This is a genomic window from Escherichia sp. TW14182, assembly GCF_000208525.1.
Classification (GTDB): domain Bacteria; phylum Pseudomonadota; class Gammaproteobacteria; order Enterobacterales; family Enterobacteriaceae; genus Escherichia; species Escherichia ruysiae.
The window spans coordinates 1-18,862 of the sequence record NZ_AEJZ01000131.1 but is presented as its reverse complement, the minus strand read 5'-3'; the positions used below and the strand labels follow the sequence as shown (position 1 = coordinate 18,862).

Below are 18,862 nucleotides of genomic sequence, written 5' to 3'. Positions count from 1 at the left end.
CGTTTTCGTACGGTTGGCCCTCAAACCCCATAACGTACACCCCGGAAGAGGAAACACCGCCCGCCACCCCCTTCTGGAAAAAACTCCCGTTCCAGCTGGGCGCTGTCGCCGTCGTGTGCGTGTTATTTATCAGTTGTCGTATCAGCGGCAATACACCATCGTCCGGTGAAAAGGCGCAGTTTGTCAGCCAGGAAGAGGTCACACAGAGCAGAGAGGCAGCATCACCGGAACCGGTTCGTCCGCTCCCGGCAGAACACCCCCTGCCGGACGACGAAACGGATGCCCTGAATGACACCCTTGCGGCCCTGCGGATCCACGGCGAGAAAACCCGTGAAGGTCTGACAGCACTGGCCAGACGGCTGGATACGCTTGAAAGCCGTATCAGCGAGCTTCAGAAACATACCGTTCCGGCTCCGGCCGCCACCGCGCCTTCCCCTCAGCCAACCACCCCGACCAGAAAGGCCCCACGTGCTGGCCGGAATGCCAGCCCGCTCTCCGGTGTGAAAATCGACAGCCTCTATCCGGGACTGGCCTGGGTGACCTGGCAGGGCAGCAGCTGGGCGCTGCGCCCCGGTGACCAGTTCGCCGGCACCACCATTCTGAGCATTGATGAGCAGAAACGGGAAATCGTGACCAGCGCCGGTGTGATCCGTCAGGGAGGCTGAACCTGTGGATATGGTCCAGATGCTGGCAAATGCCGTTAACGAACTCGCCGGACTGGGTACACAGCTTGTTCTGGCCATCGCCAGTGTGGGCGGGATCGCCATGGTCATTCTGTATTTATCGGGCGTCGCCGGTCGCAGCCGGCGGGGCCAGTACACGGATTCAGGCGGCACATTCCTTGCTGTCCTGTTGCTGGCCTGCTGCGTGATTGCGCTGGAAAGCGTGGTGAACGCCGGCGGTAACCAGCTGGGGTTTGGCAGCGTTTCCTTTGATGAAATCGCTTACGTCCCCGAAGCCCGCTACGGCCCCGCTGCCGTGGCGGTCAATGCGGGCTTAACGGCCCTGCGGACCCTCGGATGGTGTTTTGTGTTAAACGGTTTGCTGCAATACCGTCGCTCACAGAAAGACGGTCACACCGGACTGTCCCGGGGAGACGACATCTCGTCCGGGACCAAAAAAGTCTTCAGTGGCCTGATGCTTATCTTCGGACCGCAGGTCATTAACGCCCTTCAGAACACACTCCAGCTTCACTGGTAATTATCTTCACTTTAATCTCACAAGGATTTTTATGAACAACATAAAAAATATGCCCCTCCGTGTTTCCGTGCGTCTGTACATGCTGATGCTGAAACTGCACGAACTGAAACGCAAAGCCCTGCTGGTCACCCTGACCTTCCTCACCGGTGGGCTGTTTTCACAGCCTGCACTGGCTGCCGATGGCGACCTGGCCGATATGTTCAACAGCCTTCTGGGTTTTTTCCCGGGCATTAAGGATGCGGTTAAAGCCGTTGCCCTGCCACTGGGTCTCTGCCTTGTTATTGCCGGATTTATCATGATGGCATCGAAAAAGAACAACCCACACATTACCAGTGGCAGAATTGCCCTCATCTTTATTATCGGTCTCTGCCTGATTGGCCTGGATCAGCTCATCAGCCGTGGTCAGAAGCAGATGAACCTGAACCCGGTCGGCGTGTAATTCCCTCCCTTACTCCCCTGCCTGCCGGCAGGGGATTTTCAGTCACGAGATCACCATGAACATACTGTCTCCACGGTGTGGCCTGGTTGCCCGCGTCAGCGGCAGACGCCTTCATGACGCCATCGATGCCCTGATCCATCAGGAGCAGCAACAGGCCGCACTGGCCGCCAGCGAAGGGCGTTACATGCATGCGGCCGCCCTTTACAAATCACTGGCAAATCTGCAGACCCTGAAAGAGCAGATTGACCCGGAACATCCTCACGCACTGACAGACCTGACGGCGTATTCCGCATCCCCTGAGAACAAGGAGCATCAGCCATGCTGACGTTTTCACTGACACGTCCGGTAGCCGGCCATACCCCCTCTGCAACAGAAGAACAGCAGCTGAATGACCGCGCCCGTCAGGCCGGCACGCACTGTGAATACTGCGGATATGAATCGCCCCGGAACACGGCACTGTGGCGGGATAACAATCCCCTGCATGACAGCAATGACAATCTGACTGTGGCCGACCCGTTCTGCCGTGCATGGCGGGAGCTGGACACCATTAACGCGGATCGGGGCGTGATGGCCATTCTGCCGGGCCTGAGCGCCGAAGACTGTAATCACCTGCAACGGACGCTGCATCTGGCCCTGCACTGCGGTGACGGGGAGAAACAGCAGGATGCGAAAGCCCTTCTGAACTGGCTGACAGAACACCAGACCATTGCACAGATGCAAATCGGTTCGGCACACCCACAGGCCTGTGCGCAGGCCCTGCAGCGAACGCCGGAAGAGGCTGTCCCTGCCGTTCTGGATGCCTGGTGCAACCTGAGGCTGATCCTGAATCTGCACAGACTGCCGGCACCGTCCCCCGACACCCTGACCCGACTGGAGGCCACCCCTGCCTGGTGGCCCCTTCTGTATCAGCATTATCTTTCCGGAGGCTGACACATGCTGATTGACAAAATTGAAGATGCCCTGATGCATCTTTCCCGTTACACCCTCGGAAAAACGTTTCCGGATTACTGCGACCTGCGCACGGTTATCGGCCTGACGGCGGATGATAAGGTGCGACACCCTTCGCTGGTTGCCCCCTATATTCAGGTCACCCGGAATAACGATTATGTCACCTGCTTTGAAATCAAGGGGGCTTTCCGCGAATTCAGTTTTCATGAGGTGCCGGAAGGCACTGAACCGGAACCGGGCACCTTTCAGTTCTTTATCCGGCGGCTGAGTGAATCCCTGAGCGGCGACTTCCGGCAGACGGGCCACAAACTCAGCGTCATTTTTGAATCCGATCCCCTGCGGGGTGCGGAAGAAACAGAACGACTGCTGACACCCAAAAAACAGGCCTGTCAGCGCCTGCATCTGGATCTTGACGACCTGATTGACGAGGAAATGCAGAAAATTGCGCCTTACGTGGCCCGGGAGCGGGTTCTGCTGGTTGTCTATACCGCCTTTTCCTCACTGCCCCCGGAAGAGCGCCGGGCAGAGATCAAGCGTCAGAATGAGACAACGCAGCTCCCGGAAGCGCGTTTTGGCCAGCTGCCACTGTACGCCATGTTTGAAGGACTCAAAATGCGCCACGATGCCTTCATTGATAAACTGGCGGCTGACATTGCGGACAATAATGACGGCGTTCTGCTCCGTATGATGGATGCCCATGAAACCGGGCAGGTGATCCGCGACGAAATTGAACGTAACAGCACCTCAACGGCGTGGCAGCCCCTGCTCCCCGGCGATCGCGTCCTGCCTCACGGACATCTGCGGGAGAACGATATCAGCGCCTGCCTGGCACCGCATCTGAACTTCCAGTACTGCAACAGTAACGTGGAGACGGACGGTGAGGCCGTCAGGGTTGACGATATCTGGCACGGGCAACTGGCCATGACGCTGGCGCCGCAACGCCCGCAGACTTTCCCGGAACTGTTCCGGACGCTACCCCGTCAGCTTCCCTGGCGGCTCCGCATCGATCTGATGCCGGGTGGTCTCCATCAGCTGGGCAGAAAAATGTCGTTGCTGATGTTTCTGGCCATATTTCCCTCCCTGCGCCCGCAGTATGAATCCGTGAAATGGCTGCTGGACAGGGACCGTATTGATCCGGTTGTGGTCATGAGCATCACGGCCAGCACCTGGCACAGGGATAAATCCCGGATGCAGCGCAACCTGACGCTGCTGAAAAAATCCCTGCAGGGCTGGGGCATTACAGACGTGACCGGCATCTTCGGTGACCCCATCCGTGCCTGGGTTTCCACCCTGCCGGCGGTATCCAGTTACAGTGGCCCGAACCTGCTGTTTGCCCCGCTGACCGAAGCCCTGCGTTATCTTCCCCTGCAGCGTCCCTGCAGCCCGTGGGAAAAGGGCAATTTTGTGGTCATCACACCGGACGGCAAGCCCTTTGTGATCCAGCTGGCCAGCTCACTGCAGGAAAAACACACGGAAATGATTTTTGGCTCCCCCGGCTCCGGGAAATCCGTGCTGGCCAACAGTATTCAGCTGGCCATGCTGGCAAACAGCAACACCGATTTGCCCTTTATGGCCTTTATCGACAAAGGCTTCAGCGCCCAGGGGGTTTATGAACTCATCCGGGACGCCCTGCCACCGGAACAACGTCACAAGGTACTGAGTATCATCCTGCAGAATGACGACCGTCACTGTCGTAACCCGATGGATATCCTGCTGGGCCTGAAAGCCCCGCTCAGTACCGAACGGGAGTATATTCTCAACCTGCTGAAAAGCCTGTGTGCCGATCCCCTCACCGGCCTGCCGCCGGATGCTTCCACCTGTGCAGATATTCTGGGCCGGGCGGTGGACATGGCCTATCAGGAAAAAGCGGAACGCCCCACACGGTATGGTCCGGGTCTGGTGCCGGACGTGGATGCTGCCCTTCAGGAAGCCGACATCTTCAGTCGCCACCCGCCGGAATGGTGGGAAACGGCCACCTGGTACGAAATCCGTGACCTGCTGTTTGACAGCGGTTTTGTCAAAGAGGCGGCACAGGCGCAGGCACAGGCCGTTCCGCTGCTGAATGACCTGCAGAACGAGCTCAACAACCCGGTTCTGCGGAATGAATTTGAAAAAGTCACCCGTCCCGGCAGCCATGATCTTCTGCTGGACTACATCTCCCGGTGTCTGACCCGTGCCCTGACCGATTACCCGATGCTCTCCGGACGCACCCAACTGGTGGTCAACCCGGAAACCCGCATCATTGTGGTTGACGTCAATAACGTTGCCGGCAACAGCAAAACCCCGGAAGGGAAACTGCGCACCGGCATCATGTACCAGTTTGCCCGTCAGCTGGCCGGCGGTAACGACTTTTATCTTCCGCAGATCCAGAGCGAACTGTATGCCAGTCTGGATCCCCGCTACATCCCGTTACACCGCCGGCGCATCGAGCAGCTGGACCAGGAAACCAAAACCATCTTTATGGATGAAATGCACAACATCAAAGGGATCCAGATCCTGTGGGAAGCCCTGCAGACAGAGGACAGGGAGCAGCGTAAGTTCGGCGTCCGGACGGTTTTCGCCTCACAGTATCCGGATGACGTACCGGAAGACATGCTGAGATCGGCAAACTCCGTTTACCTGATGCGCGTCAGGCCCCGGGATTTTGAACTGCTGGAGAAAAACTTCTCCGTGCCCCGCGTCACCCTGAACAGAATGCTGAAAACGCCCGCAGGCCCGGCCCCGGACGGTTCCGGCACCACGTTCCTGGGCATCTTCAGGACACAACGCGGGAACGTGGCGCAGATACTTCGCTTACCGGTCGGCCCCCTGAAACTGTGGGCACTGAACAGCACACCGGAGAACAGGGCACTGCGTAATCTGCTGACGCAGAAGCTGGGATCTGCGCCCGCCCGCAGACTACTGGCCACGCATTTTCCGCAGGGCAGCGCCAGCGCCCATATCGACAATCTCAAATCACAGAGCCGTGATGATGACCACACCAGCGCCGTCAACAAACTGGCCGCTGAGCTTATCGCCCGCCACGGTTATCTGCAGGGCTGAGTCCTGCTACCGGAGACATCTTCATGAATAAGAATGTTTTTCAGACAGGCATTCGCCTGTCACTGTGTGCCGCCATCCCGGGCTGCCTGTTATGGCCACTGTCAGGGCTGGCGCTGACGGTTAACGTCAACTCCAGTGCCCCGATAACACAGCAGGTCGCCCCGGAGCTGAAGGCGGCTAACCGGACACTCAGTGCCATCAGCGAGACACAGAATCAGATTGGCGCGGCCATTAACGCCAACGGCGACAAACTGGCGGCCATGATTGAACAGTCCACACAGGCCATCCAGACACAGGAGACCTTTGCGCGTCAGACAGAACGACTGGAAACTGCCCGGCGCAACTTTGCCGTTCCGGAAACCCTCTGTACTGAATCCGCATCCGGCAGCGCCGTACAGGTCAGCCAGCAGGCAAGAGCCACGCAGGGTGCCCTGAAAAGCGGTTCAGGTATCAGTGACAAACTGGCACAGGCATACAACACACCCACACCCCCACCGGATCAGATTCAGTTCCGGAGTGCCACACTGCACAGCCAGTGGTGTGATGCCACGGATTACGCCGCCTACGGCGGAACCGACCTGTGCCCGTCAGTCTCGGACTACCCCGGCGGTGACAAACAGCTCAGTTCACTGCTTGACGGTGCCGGTAAACCGGGCAAAACCCCCACCCTGACGTTTGAGCAGAAGCAGACGGACGCCGCCATGACGTATGCACTGAACAGCACGCCTCCCGGTGCAGGCCGGCAGCTCAGCAAGGGCGAAGTCAAAACCACGTCAGGAAAGCAGTACATCGGGCTGCTGACACAGTATCAGGCCATTCTCGATGCGGCCCGGGAGCCTCAGCTGGCCATGATTGCCGCCAGTCAGCCTGATGCCACCACCCGTGATGTTCTGAAAGAAGTGCTGCAGGTGCCTTCTGCGAAGAAATTCTTTAACGACACGGCGTCAGACCAGGCGAAAAAACGCGGTGAAATGTCAGCCCGTGAATTTGAGGCCTTCGAAGTGGGCCGACGCTACGCCAGCACAGACTGGCTGAGTGACCTTCAGCAGATGGACGGTGACAACCTGATCCGGGAACTCATTCGCGTCCAGTCGCTGGGGAACTGGTTACTGCTGGGACTGAAACAGGAGCAGCAGAAAGCCAACATTCTCGCCGGTCAGCAACTGGCCATACAGGCGACCGAACACTTCCGTCCTCAGCTGGCCGGAAAAATGGAGCAGGTTAAGGCAGGTACAGTGCGATGAAAGGTAACAGACTGAAAAAAACGGCCTGGTATACGGCCAATATCTTTGTTCCCCTGTCAGAAACCCGGCTGACCATGAACACCATCATCCCGTCATGGAAAAAGCAGTTTCAGCGTATCCGTGTGGCCAGAAAACTGATGGGACGTCGCCAGCGGAATCAGACGGCTTACACATGGGCTGAGGCCGTGGCCCTCACCGGGATGACGCCGGCACAACTGGAACACCGTTTTCTGCGCCGGAAACGGCTGTACCTGGTGTTAAGCGCCCTGCCTGCACTGCTGGCAACGGGGCTGCTGCTGGCCCTGCTGGTCAGCGGTATTTACACCCCGATGGCGTTTATGCGGGTCGTGATAATGGTTCTGATCCTGCTGGGACTGGCCAGCATTCCGGGGCTGCAGGTGGTGATCTGCAGCTGGCGACTGTGGCAGCTGCGCGAACAGCGGGTCAGCGTTGAGGAACAGGGCACGTTCCGTGACTTTACGCAGGGCAGACCGTGGATACGTGAATCACTGCTGTCGTGGCACTGATAACGGTCTGTCACCGGTAAACCAGAGGGGCAATTAATGCCCCGTTTTTATGATGGCATTAATTATGATTCTGAGTAAAAACAACATCACTTATCTGGCAGAACATATTTTCCCGATATATTTCAGAGATGAATCAGGCTACACGCTGTCTTTTATCTGCAAAAAAAGAATCCGCCGGGCTGACGCCCTTTGTCGTACAGTGCTTTATTTTTCGCAGGAACGCCAGGATGCTGTTTCACCGGAAAAAAGAATGCAATATCTGTCTCCTGATGACAGCCTTGCGACATTCCTGTTTGTTATTGCCTCCCCGATAACACCAGAGCTCAGGCATCAGCTAAACGAGTATCTTGATACCCTTCCCGGTCAGTTCATCAGGAAAATGAAACCAACCTTATGGTTTGCTGTGGTATCACCGTGGCATAAAAAAACAGCGCAGCTTGTTCTGCCGAAAGTCAGCGCCATGCTGGCATTTTACAGCACTCACTCCGATGAACTGGAACAGCAGACAGCCGAATTTATGGCACGCCACGAAAGACATAACGCAAACAAGCCCGGGGACCATTAATATGAGCATGTTTTATAAACGCGGTCATTACCCCCTGCTCAATAAACAGGATTTCCGGAAACTAATGTCAGACAAGGAAATACCTGACAGATATATTTCTGATGTTATGGAAATTATTTATGGCTCCCGGTTTATTGACGATGACATCCCCCCACCTTATGTCATCTGCAAAAACCATTTTCATACTGATGAAGATGCCACCTTTATCCAGCGTCTGAACCGGCTCTGGATTATTCCGTTATATCTGTTTTTTATGCCCTTTCAGTGGCTGTTCTGCGGCAATACCGGTTTTAACCATGACTCCCGTCTGGCGGCCTTTCTTTCCCGGCTGACCGGAATTAAATAAAGCCGCATTGACTTTGTATCACCTGATAAAAGCACCTTCTCTTACAGGATAATTTATGACATACCTGCGTAAACTCTTTGCCGGCATCATGATAAATATGCTGTGGCTCCCCCTGGCTTTCGCAGACTCTTCCGTGAATTTTGACACAATAGAAGCGGCAGCCAAAAGAAGCTCTGACCTTTCACGCCAGTTACTGGTGATGATTTTTGGCGATGTGGTGACAGATCCGTTCTCCACAAACACCACCATGATTGGCGAACTGTTCTATATCTTCAACGGTGTGGCTTTTGTTCTGGCCGTTATCTGGTTTCTGATGATTGGCCTGAAACACATTGCCCGCGCAGGTCATCTGGGAAAGGTCTTCAGCGGCGGTGACACATCAGCATCCGTGGTGACGACCGTTGCCGGCTTCATCACGCTGGCTCCTACAGTATCCGGCTGGTCTCTGGCTCAGCTGATGTTCCTGTGGGCGGTTTCGGTTATGGGGATTGGCAGCGCCAATCTGATGACGGACAAAATTGCCGACCTGCTGGCATCCGGTTTTTCGCTGACTCACCAGCCCGTCGCGCCCCAGACGGTCAGCGCCGCCCGTTCAATTTATGAAATGAACCTGTGCATGTATGGCGTCAATAACGAACTCAGCAACATGTACAGCCGCTATGGTCAGGGCGGAACGCCGCTGATGACCATCCGGAAGCTGTCTGACGGTTTCGAAATCTCAAACGGCAATGCCCGCTGTGGTTCTGTCCGTCTGCCCGCCGCCTCCGGCAGCAAGAACAGCTTCTGGGGGCTGTTCGGCGCTTCAGTCGATACCAGCAACATCACCAGTGCCCAGCAAAACGGGCTTAACCAGATGCAGAACGATCTGAATCAGGCTGCCTCCCGTTTTGTGACCGCGCTGATAAACAGACAACAGACGGGCAGCGGTGAACTGCCGGATGCCGAAACGGACATACAGAATGCGGCACGGGCATTTGAAGACCGCGTCAATCAGGCAGTACAGGCTCAGGACAACGGAAATAAACTGACCAGTGCCATGACGGAGCAACTGAAGAAATACGGCTGGTTATCGCTGGGCAGCTGGTATCAGACTTTCGCCACAGCCAACCAGAAGGTGAATGATGCTGCGGCACTGAAGCCTGTTGTATCCGGGATATCCGGCATTGGTGAAATTGGAGCAGGCGACACACTTAGCGGTGTCATGACAGCCTATCAGGCACAGCTGCAGAACACATCGTACACACCACCGCTGGGAGCACAGAATATAAAAAATACAAAATCAGCTTCCAGTGCAGATGACGCCAGTTCAGTTTTTGTGGAGCTGTTTAGTTCACCGGGACAACGATTTGCAAATTATCTGGCAACATCGTTCTCAAATGATGAATTCAGCAGCTATGGGCAAGTAAATCCATTACTGAAAATGAAAAATATTGGAGATTACACTCTAAATATTTCTGAAACCCTCCTAGCCACCTTTACTGCAATCAAAGTTGGTCTGGCTATGGCAAATAATGGTCTATGGGGGAGTATTGCAAACACCTTTAGTTTTAATGCAATAGAAGGTGCAAGTCAGGCAGTTTCAGCTCTAAGTCCTTTTATCTATTTTGTTCTGTTAGCCTTTTTTTCTATTGGCTTATCCTTATCAATATTTCTCCCTATGATACCCTTTATCTACTGGTTATCAGGGGGCGCAAACTGGATTGTAAGTGTACTTGTCGGATCCACTGGTGGATCATTATGGGCAGCAACTCATATTGGCACCGAACATGATAAAGGTAGCAGAGCAGCTTATGGATATATATTTCTGATAGATGGAATGATTCGCCCCATGTTAATGGTTTTAGGTTTTGCGTTTGCAAGCCTTGCAATCGTTGCCATTGGAACCCTTCTGAACATTCTATTTGGCCCGGCGTTAGCTAACACGCAGATAAATTCATTAACAGGGATAGTTTCCTTACTGGCTTTCTTAATGGTATATGCAAGAATTTGTACAACCACCGTCTGCAGAATATTCTCTTTATTAGTCACAATGCCTGATTACGTCATTTCATGGCTCGGTGGCAGAGAAGCGGCCAGTATACTCGGCAACATGGTCGATGAAACCAAAGGCATTTTTGCCTCCTTTGGACATGGACTACAGAGAACACCCGGTGTAAACTTACCCAAAAGGCCTCAAAAGCCAACAGGTGATGCAGATGGTATAAAATAAGAGATTAGCTATATGCGAAAGAAATTACTCACTATTAATTACATTATAATTATGTCAAGCGCTTTTTTTACTTTCGTTTTATTAGGTAAGTATTTTTCTTGGCCACCTCAGATAAAAGCCTTCCCTACGCCTTTATTTATATTTATTTGCGCTCATGTACTAAGACGCATCTTAGAAAACGGGCATAAAAGAATAATAAATAACGTACTAAGAACAGTAAGTTTTTCATCAAATAACTTTTCTCTGATCGCTCACGGCTCATGCACAAGCATTCATGTTGACCCGATCAAGGGTGAGTTTCTTATTATCGATTGCAAATCATTTGGTCGACCTAAAGTCAGAGGATATAATTTCGAGCAGTGGGGCGGATACGAAATTGATAATAACGTTGCCAAAATAACGTTTAAATTTAATGATTTTGAATTTCCTGCATTCTCTATATATGCAAAAAGCCGCCCCGATGCCAAAGAGTTTTGCAATAAACTGGACATAATGTGCAGCCCGTCTTACTCCCCTAAAGACGAACGCAGTTTCTATAAACACGTCCAGCAAAGCCTGGCCACCGCATAAGAAAAAAGGTCCGCATTTCTGCGGACCTCTGGCTTACCCTGTCAGCCTTCCCTGGTATGTTTTACCATTACAGAAAACGACCAGCTCAGGCGTCAACAGTATAATTTTCTTCCAACACCACTGTCAAAAGGTATAAATCATGTCTGGACAACTTTTCCCTGTCGCGACTGCATGGGGTATTTCTTTATTATCCCTGGTGGCTGGCATTGCGTTTCTGCCTGAACAGACAACGCTTTTCCGCCTCTCTTCGGAATCATTTTTCTTTTTCGCATGCGCACTTTTTATATGGGGTTATATATGGCTGTATTTTGAATCTCAGAAGAGAAAAACAGAAAAAATCCTTAATATGATTGGATTTGGTGAAAATACTGTCTCTTATATAAATTTCATAAGCAGAAAAAGCATTCACTTTAATCCGGACACCGGGGATATCCTGACAATTGATATGAATGATGAGTGTATTAACGGGTATTCTTTCCATGACTGGACAGGTTGTGATAAGGATGACCATATCATTACCCTGAAATTCTGTGATGTTAATGCTCCTGCATTCACGTTATCCAGAAACAGAAAGTCCGCCGACTTTTGCCACAAACTTGAACGCTTCGAAAACTATAAATACGCCGCTGAAAGAAACTTCAGGGAACAGGTACAGCAGACATTCCATTCTTGTTAAAGCCCTGCCTGTTATTTTATATTCCGGTTCTCATATCGTTCTGAAGAGAAGGAAGACTGAGCGTGAACAAACAGGAGTACTTATACAAATTGCGACGTTGTAAAAACATCACCACACTGGACAAAGTCATCGAGCGAAACAGATATCTCATGTCAGACAAGGAGTTTATTGAATTCCTTTCCGCCGCTGATCACCGCTATGCAGAAATAAAAATGGGTAAACTTTACGACAGGATCCCCAAATCGGTCTGGTCTCTGGTTTAACGCCCCGCCACATCTGCGCACATGAAGAAACAGGGAACCGGATGCGTTCTTTCATTCCGGTTCCCTGTGGACAGATGAAATACATCCGTCATGGATAAGGAGAAAGCGTTATGACTGATAACGCCTTTTCCTTATATCACCACTTCGTAATGAAATAATCCGAAAACAGCCCTGTCCCCTTTCCCGGAGATATGGCGCATCCGCTGTCTGTCAGATTTACACAGTAATAAGAGAAATAATTATGTCCCAATATCATCACCCTCAGCAGGGTAACGATTCCGGCATGATGATCCTCATCTGCATTGCTCTGGTCTGCGTTGTCGTCTGGGCAATACATCCTTCCCTGTTCTACGGGTATTGCGTGCTGCTCTATTATTTGTGGGGCATCATTGATTTTCCGGCCATACACGTCACTGTCGCCGGGAAAATGAATCTCCTGGTGTGGGGCAGTCAGCGCAGCGAAACCCTCTCTGCCGGGCAGATGATTGAACTCATGAATCAGACTGCCGGCATTCTCTTTCTCTTTTTCGTTCCGGTGGCCATCGGCGGCATCATCATCAGCCGGAACCATCCGGCAAACCGGACACGCAGGCCCATTAATATTCATACCCTGCCACGCATCATGTCCGCGTTTTCACCGGCTGTTATCCCCCTGCTGCAGTATGGCGACCCCGGAACCCTGCTGCTGAACACCGATCCCCCGGAACACCGGAGCGCCATGTCGCCGGACGAGTTTGCCACAAAACATAAACTGGTGATCGGACAGCGCCTTGACCGGGAACGGGCAAGACAGGTCTTCGAAGCGCAGGCAGGTACACCGCTGCAGGGGCCGGAAAGTTTCAGTCCGGCAGAGCGCGCACTGGTCGCCGCCTTTGGTCTGCAGGAGTTCTGTAATGATCGCGCTGCTGCCATCGACCTGCTGGATACCCTGAACCGTTCGTGTGGCCAGCCACAGAAAGAACATGGCGGTAAGCGTGGCTATCCCCGCTTCAGTCTGGCAGACAAGGCATTCCGGCGCGTCATGGCCACACCAAAAGCCAGAGCATGGCTGCGGCATCACAGCACCACACGAACAGCCCTGTCTGCGCTGCATGCCCGTGATATTCGCCTTCCCTGTATCCAGTTCCGCTGGCTGAAGGGGCTGGACAGAACACTGTTCTACGTTCTGGCTTCATCCGACCGCCCGAAGGTCTTCGTCGAAGGTGCCGGTGTGATAGCCACCGCGCAGTGGGAAACCTTAATCGCTGACATGTCGGCCCGCCTGCAGGTGGCTATTCCACCGGTGGACGATCCGACCGCAAAGGCTGTTGACGGGCTGGAAGCAGACCTTATCAGCACCGGTATGGTGGTGGAGCTGCACCGGGTCGCTCCGGAAAACCTGAAATCCCCGGACACCGGAGAACGTGACGACATGTTCTTCTTTGCCCCCAATGAGGCACTGCAGCAGGAAGAGCCTGCCCCGTCACCACCCGTCGCTCCGGAACCGGACAAACCGACAGACAGTGCCATTTCAGAAAAACACGCCCCTGTGGCCTCACAGCCACAACAACCTGAATCACCCGACAGCCCGGAACAGAAACAACCGATGCGTTTCCGCCCGGGCCGAAAAAACTGAGGATCTCAAATGAACGCCTACACCATTCGTATGGAGCACGGATGCCTGAGCGCATTCACCGGCAACGATCACCCCATTTTTATGTGTTTCCCCGGCAAAAATCCCCGCTTCTTCCTGCAGGGTAACTGTCTGATGCACGACAGTGACCATCACGCCACGCGGATGATTTACAAAGCCCCTTCGGTTGAGGATGCACAGGCACTGCTGCTGGCGATACAGAAACACCGCCGGCAGCGTCAGAATCAGTCAGCGGTGGTGGCTCTTATAACGGGTGTCCTGCTCGTGATTGCCCTGCTGTGGCTGGTTATCTCATGGCCGGCCACCATCACGCTGACCTTTGATGAACCGGTTTCTGCACCGCAGCAGGTCCATACCGTGCCCGCCAGTGCAGCTCCACAGCCACAGGAGGCAGAAAAAACACCGTCTCCACAGGCAGTCCGGGCTGAAAGTCTGAAGAAAGCAGCCGCCAGCGGGCGTTACACTGTCACGCTTTCAACCGGACATCCACGGACAATCTACGTGTTTTCAGACCCGCTCTGTCCGCACTGCCGGACACTGGAGCCTGTTCTGGATGTTCTCGCACAGGACTACAACGTGGAAATATTCCCGGTCAGCGTCATTGGCAGCACCGACTCGCAGAAACTGCTGTCTCCACTGCTCTGCCAGCCAGCAGCGGAGCGACCGGCACACTGGAAATCCCTGTTTGCCGCGGATGCCGGTATGGCGCCGGGCAGCAAAACCGATGCCTCCGCCACAGAGTGCGAGGACGGCCTGCATGCCCTGAACATCAACAACCGGGCCTTTAACTACTATCAGTTGCCGGGCACACCACAGTTACTGGCCGATGACGGTCGGGAAATCCCGTTATCCGTACTGACCAGTGACAAACGTCTGGCGGATTTTCTGCAGGAGAAAACGGATGGCCATTGATTCCCGACCGGTGGACAAACAGCGGGTACAACATGTCATCAAGTCCACCTGGCTGATGGACATTCTGCTGTCTCCTTTTTCCCTGCAGGCCGGCATGCTCGGAGGGCTGCTGTTATGCCTCATTGCCCCGTGGCTGTTGCTGCCCTGCCTGATATGTGCCGTTATCTGGCTGTTTGTCTTTACGGATCAACGCTTCCGTCTGCCGCTGAGGATGCCCACAGACATTGGCGGTTTTGATTATTCAACAGAACGCGAGGAGGCGAACGAATTCACACTCCCCGGTGGCTTCTTCCGTTTTATCAGACGCAAACTCACTGTCGAAAAAGCCGGCGGCATCATGTGCCTCGGCTATGCCAGGAAACGCTTTCTGGGGCGGGAATTATGGCTGACCCGTGATGACTGTCTGCGTCATATGCAGTTGCTGGCCACAACCGGTTCCGGGAAAACCGAAGCCCTGCTCTCCCTGCAACTGAACGCCATCTGTCTGGGACGGGGATACTGTTACTCTGACGGTAAAGCAGAAACCGCCCTGGCATTTTCCTCATGGAGTCTGCTGCGGCGCTTCGGGCTGGAAGATAACTTCTATGTCCTGAACTTCCTGAATGGCGGGCGCGACAGGTTTGATGAGCTGCTCAGTAATGATCGTACCCGGCCACAGTCCAACACCATCAATCTGAGCAATAACGCCACCGCGTCTTACATTATTCAGCTGATGGAGTCCATGCTCCCGAAAGTGGACGGCAGCTCTGCTGACTGGCAGGACAAAGCCAAGCCCATGCTTTACGGACTGGTGTACAGCCTGCACTACAAGTGCAAACGGGAAAACCTGCGCTTTTCTCTCACCATGCTGCACAAACATCTGCCGCTGAAGGAAATGGCGGCCCTCTACATCGAGGGCAAACAGAACGGCTGGCATCAGGAAGGAATTAACGCACTGGAGAACTACCTGTCGACGCTGGCCGGCTTTCAGATGGACCTGGTCAGCCGTCCGGGCGAATGGGATCAGGGCGTCTTTGACCAGCACGGTTTCCTTATCCAGCAGTTCTCCAAAATGCTGGCCATGTTTAACGATGTGTATGGCCACATTTTTGCAAACGACGCCGGTGACATTGATTTACGCGACGTCCTGCACAATGACCGGGCACTGGTTGTTCTCATCCCGGCGCTGGAGCTCTCCAAATCAGAATCTGCCAGTCTGGGTAAGCTCTATATTTCAGCCAAACGTATGGTCATTGCCCGCGACCTCGGTTATCACCTCGAAGGGAAACGCGAACAGGTCCTGACGGCTAAAAAATACCGGAACCGCTTCCCTTTTCCGGACATTCACGACGAGCTGGGCAGCTATTTTGCACCAGGCATGGACGATCTTGCCGCCCAGATGCGCAGCCTCGGCTATATGCTGATTATCTCGGCCCAGGACATTCAGCGATTCATTGCCCAGTTCAGGGGGGAATACCAGACCGTAAACGCCAACCTGCTCGTGAAATGGTTCATGGCCCTGCAGGATGAAAAGGACACCTATGAACTGGCCCGCTCCACTGCCGGGAAGGATTATTTTGCCGAACTGGGCGAAGTGAAACGCTCCCCGGGCATGTTCGGTAATCAGTTCGAGGATGCCACCACCACGCATATCCGGGAAAAAGACCGCATCAGCCTGGATGAGCTGAAAAACCTGAATCCGGGAGAAGGGTTTATCTCCTTCAAAAGTGCACTGGTCCCCTGCAACGCGGTTTACATTCCGGATGACGAAAAACTGTCGTCAAAACTGCAGATGCGCATTAACCGCTTCATTGACATCGGACGTCCGTCAGAAGCCGAACTGGTGAAAAAGAATCCGTCGCTGGCCCGTCTGCTTCCGCCTGGCTCACAGGAAGTCAGTCTGGTGCTGCAGCGCACGGACGAAATCATGGCGGGTATGGCACCCCGCAATCCACCACCGATTATGGATCCCATTCTGGCCCGCCTGGCAGAAATCACCCTTAACCTCGATAACCGGTGTGATATCAGCTACACCCCGGAACAACGGGGGATCCTGCTGTTTGAAGCCGCACGGGAGGCGATGAAACGCAGCAAAGGTCGCTGGTTCCTGGCACAGACCCGACATCGGCCAATCAGCGTTTCCGATCAGGTCGCCCATAAGCTGGCCACTGACAGCACGGCATTCCCTTCTCCTGTAAACACCGATAAAGGAGCAGATCCACAGTGAAACTCAGACACACTCTGGCTATCACCACCATGATGGCCGCACTCTTTATTCAGCCGGCCTGTGCAACACCGGATATTCAGGCGGGCTTTTCGCCGGAAGGCTCCGCGCAGCAGTTGATCATGCGCACCATCAGTGACGCCGGACAGGAAATTCGCCTGATGGGCTACGCATTCACCTCACCGGACATTGCCCGTGCGCTGGTTGACGCCAGAAAGCGGGGCGTGGATGTCCGGGTTGTTCTTGATGCCGAAAGTAACAACAACAGATACAGCCGGGCGGCCATCAACACACTGGTGCTTGCCGGCATCCCGGTCAGAACAGTGAGCAGTTACAAAATACTGCATGACAAAGTCATCATCACTGACCGGACAAATGTGGAAACCGGCAGCTTTAACTTCAGTCGTGCCGCCAGTCGCGCAAATTCAGAGAACGCCATCGTGATCAGGAACGCGCCTGATATTGCGAAAGCGTATCTGAAACACTGGCAGTCCCGCTGGGAACAGGGGCATGCCTGGATACTGCCCTACTGACGGAAGCCGGACTGCCGTACATGCAGCCTGCTCTCCCACTGCCCCTTACCTCTTTCCCTTCAGTTCATCCATTCATCTTCTGTTGATACAAAACGGAGATTAAAACCCATGAGGAAAACTATTGGCTACTCAATGGTGGCCGTGCAGTTCTTTGCGCAAATTTCCCCGGCATTTGCCGGTGTCTTTCAGGCTGATGAGCAGTCTGTGGCACAGACAGCGGTGGAGGCCGGACGTGTGCTGCAGGGCAGCAACAGCGGTGATGCAGCCCGCCAGTTGCTGACCAGCCAGGCTTCCGGGCAGGCGGCAGATGCGGTCACGCAGTGGCTGAATCAGTTCGGTACGGCGAAAACGCAGCTGAGTGTGGACAGTGACTTCTCCCTGAAAGGCTCGTCGCTCGATGTGCTGTTGCCGTTTTACAACACCCCGAAGAACGTGCTGTTCACCCAGCTCGGGATGCGGGATAACGACGGGCGATTCACCACCAATGCCGGACTTGGCCACCGTTACTTCACGGATAACGGCTGGATGCTGGGATACAACGTGTTTTACGACGTGGACTGGCGCAACACCAACCGCCGCTACGGGATTGGCGTGGAAGCCTGGCGTGATTACCTGAAACTTTCCGCCAACGGATACAAACGTCTGTCCGACTGGCGGCAGTCCCCGACCGTTACCGATTACGACGAGCGTCCGGCTGACGGCTGGGATATCCGTGCCGAAGGCTGGCTGCCTGCGTATCCGCAACTGGGCGGTAAGCTGGTTTATGAGCAGTATTACGGGAATGAAGTGGCGCTGTTCGGTGAGTCTGAACGCCAGAAAAATCCTCACGCCATCACTGCCGGCGTCACCTGGACGCCGTTCCCGCTGCTGACCGCCGGTGTCGATTACCGCCGGGGCAAAAACGGGGCTGACGACACCCGCCTGAACCTCGGTCTGACATACCGTATCGGTGAACCGCTGGCGCATCAGCTGGACAGCAGCCGGGTGGGTGCACAACGTTCACTGGCCGCTAACCGCCTGGAACTGGTGAACCGTAACAATGATGTGGTACTGGAATACCGCAAACAGACGCTGATTACCCTGCAACTGCCACCGGATGTGTACGGCGCAGAGCTGACAACAGTCACCCTGACACCACAGGTAAACGCAAAATACGGGCTGTCCCGTATCGAACTTGACGACGCAGAACTGCATCAGGCCGGCGGGAAGGTTATCAGCAACACCGGCAACCGGATTACGCTGCAGTTACCCGCCTGGTCTGCCGAAAATCAGAGTGTCACGCTCTCCGGCAGGGCGCGGGATACCCGTGGCAACCTCTCTGATATTGCCCGTACCCGTATTCTGGTCTCCCCGGCAGCACAGCAGCAACTGGCTGTCAGCACGGATAAAACCACGGCCACTGCAGATGGTGCGGACAGTGTGCGCTATACCCTGACCGTCACGGGCAGTGACGGCAAACCGGTCAGCGGACAGGCTGTACGCTGGGAACACAACGGCGGCACGCTGAATGGTGAGAACACCACGGACCTGGTGATACCGGATGCGCTGGCAG

General features: G+C 54.3%; 19 protein-coding genes. All 19 read left to right on the top strand.

The window, feature by feature from the left end; all coding sequences use genetic code 11:
- The first annotated feature begins 29 nt into the window (after nt 1–29).
- The gene (traP, locus tag EQY_RS23950) at nt 30–665 is read left to right on the top strand and encodes a conjugal transfer protein TraP (protein ID WP_301021626.1); all 636 of its coding nucleotides are present in this window, start codon (nt 30–32) and stop codon (nt 663–665) included.
- A gap of 10 nt (nt 666–675) precedes the next feature.
- Nucleotides 676–1,200: a conjugal transfer protein TraQ gene (gene traQ, locus EQY_RS0112140; protein ID WP_212768175.1), complete on the top strand. Its 525-nt coding sequence runs from the start codon at nt 676–678 to the stop codon at nt 1,198–1,200.
- Nucleotides 1,201–1,231: 31 nt separating this feature from the next.
- Nucleotides 1,232–1,639 carry a DUF6750 family protein gene (locus EQY_RS23945; RefSeq protein WP_001059621.1) on the top strand — a complete coding sequence of 136 codons (408 nt, stop codon included), beginning with the start codon at nt 1,232–1,234 and terminating at the stop codon, nt 1,637–1,639.
- Nucleotides 1,640–1,694: 55 nt separating this feature from the next.
- The gene (locus EQY_RS0112130) at nt 1,695–1,964 is read left to right on the top strand and encodes a hypothetical protein (RefSeq protein ID WP_001024053.1); all 270 of its coding nucleotides are present in this window, start codon (nt 1,695–1,697) and stop codon (nt 1,962–1,964) included.
- Nucleotides 1,958–2,569 (top strand): hypothetical protein, encoded by a 612-nt coding sequence (locus EQY_RS23940; RefSeq protein WP_000955157.1) that lies wholly within the window; start codon nt 1,958–1,960, stop codon nt 2,567–2,569. Before EQY_RS0112130 ends, EQY_RS23940 begins: the two co-directional genes overlap by 7 nt.
- 3 nt (nt 2,570–2,572) lie before the next feature.
- Nucleotides 2,573–5,629, top strand: coding sequence for a putative type IV secretion/conjugal transfer ATPase (locus EQY_RS0112120; protein WP_000904073.1), 3,057 nt, complete (start codon nt 2,573–2,575; stop codon nt 5,627–5,629).
- Nucleotides 5,630–5,652: 23 nt separating this feature from the next.
- The gene (gene traW, locus EQY_RS0112115) at nt 5,653–6,873 is read left to right on the top strand and encodes a conjugal transfer protein TraW (RefSeq protein ID WP_001039316.1); all 1,221 of its coding nucleotides are present in this window, start codon (nt 5,653–5,655) and stop codon (nt 6,871–6,873) included.
- Nucleotides 6,870–7,400, top strand: a complete 531-nt coding sequence (gene traX / locus EQY_RS0112110) for a conjugal transfer protein TraX (RefSeq protein ID WP_000678127.1) — start codon at nt 6,870–6,872, stop codon at nt 7,398–7,400. Before traW ends, traX begins: the two co-directional genes overlap by 4 nt.
- Before the next feature lie 49 nt (nt 7,401–7,449).
- Nucleotides 7,450–7,965, top strand: a complete 516-nt coding sequence (locus EQY_RS0112105) for a Rossmann-fold NAD(P)-binding domain-containing protein (protein WP_000968100.1) — start codon at nt 7,450–7,452, stop codon at nt 7,963–7,965.
- 64 nt (nt 7,966–8,029) lie between these two features.
- Entirely contained in the window at nt 8,030–8,311 is a 282-nt protein-coding gene (locus EQY_RS0112100; protein ID WP_237712265.1) for a hypothetical protein, read from the top strand.
- A 55-nt stretch (nt 8,312–8,366) separates the two neighbouring features.
- Nucleotides 8,367–10,520 carry a DotA/TraY family protein gene (locus EQY_RS0112095; protein ID WP_000221822.1) on the top strand — a complete coding sequence of 718 codons (2,154 nt, stop codon included), beginning with the start codon at nt 8,367–8,369 and terminating at the stop codon, nt 10,518–10,520.
- A gap of 12 nt (nt 10,521–10,532) precedes the next feature.
- Nucleotides 10,533–11,090: a hypothetical protein gene (locus EQY_RS0112090; protein ID WP_001227782.1), complete on the top strand. Its 558-nt coding sequence runs from the start codon at nt 10,533–10,535 to the stop codon at nt 11,088–11,090.
- 139 nt (nt 11,091–11,229) lie between these two features.
- Nucleotides 11,230–11,766 carry a hypothetical protein gene (locus tag EQY_RS0112085; protein WP_000016605.1) on the top strand — a complete coding sequence of 179 codons (537 nt, stop codon included), beginning with the start codon at nt 11,230–11,232 and terminating at the stop codon, nt 11,764–11,766.
- A 62-nt stretch (nt 11,767–11,828) separates the two neighbouring features.
- The gene (gene hha / locus EQY_RS0112080; protein ID WP_001041190.1) at nt 11,829–12,029 is read left to right on the top strand and encodes a hemolysin expression modulator Hha; all 201 of its coding nucleotides are present in this window, start codon (nt 11,829–11,831) and stop codon (nt 12,027–12,029) included.
- Between the two features lie 241 nt (nt 12,030–12,270).
- Complete coding sequence (locus EQY_RS0112075; protein WP_000084918.1) at nt 12,271–13,644, top strand: secretion/conjugation apparatus DotM-related subunit; 1,374 nt, start codon at nt 12,271–12,273, stop codon at nt 13,642–13,644.
- A 9-nt stretch (nt 13,645–13,653) separates the two neighbouring features.
- Complete coding sequence (locus EQY_RS23935; protein WP_000995358.1) at nt 13,654–14,574, top strand: thioredoxin domain-containing protein; 921 nt, start codon at nt 13,654–13,656, stop codon at nt 14,572–14,574.
- On the top strand, nt 14,564–16,780 hold the full coding sequence (gene trbC, locus EQY_RS0112065; RefSeq protein ID WP_000963392.1) for an F-type conjugative transfer protein TrbC: 2,217 nt from the start codon (nt 14,564–14,566) through the stop codon (nt 16,778–16,780). Before EQY_RS23935 ends, trbC begins: the two co-directional genes overlap by 11 nt.
- A gap of 29 nt (nt 16,781–16,809) precedes the next feature.
- Entirely contained in the window at nt 16,810–17,310 is a 501-nt protein-coding gene (locus EQY_RS0112060; RefSeq protein WP_050545368.1) for a phospholipase D family nuclease, read from the top strand.
- Nucleotides 17,311–17,418: 108 nt separating this feature from the next.
- Nucleotides 17,419–18,862 (top strand): inverse autotransporter beta domain-containing protein (locus EQY_RS0112055; protein WP_024212549.1); only part of this gene is annotated, 1,444 nt, incomplete at its 3' end.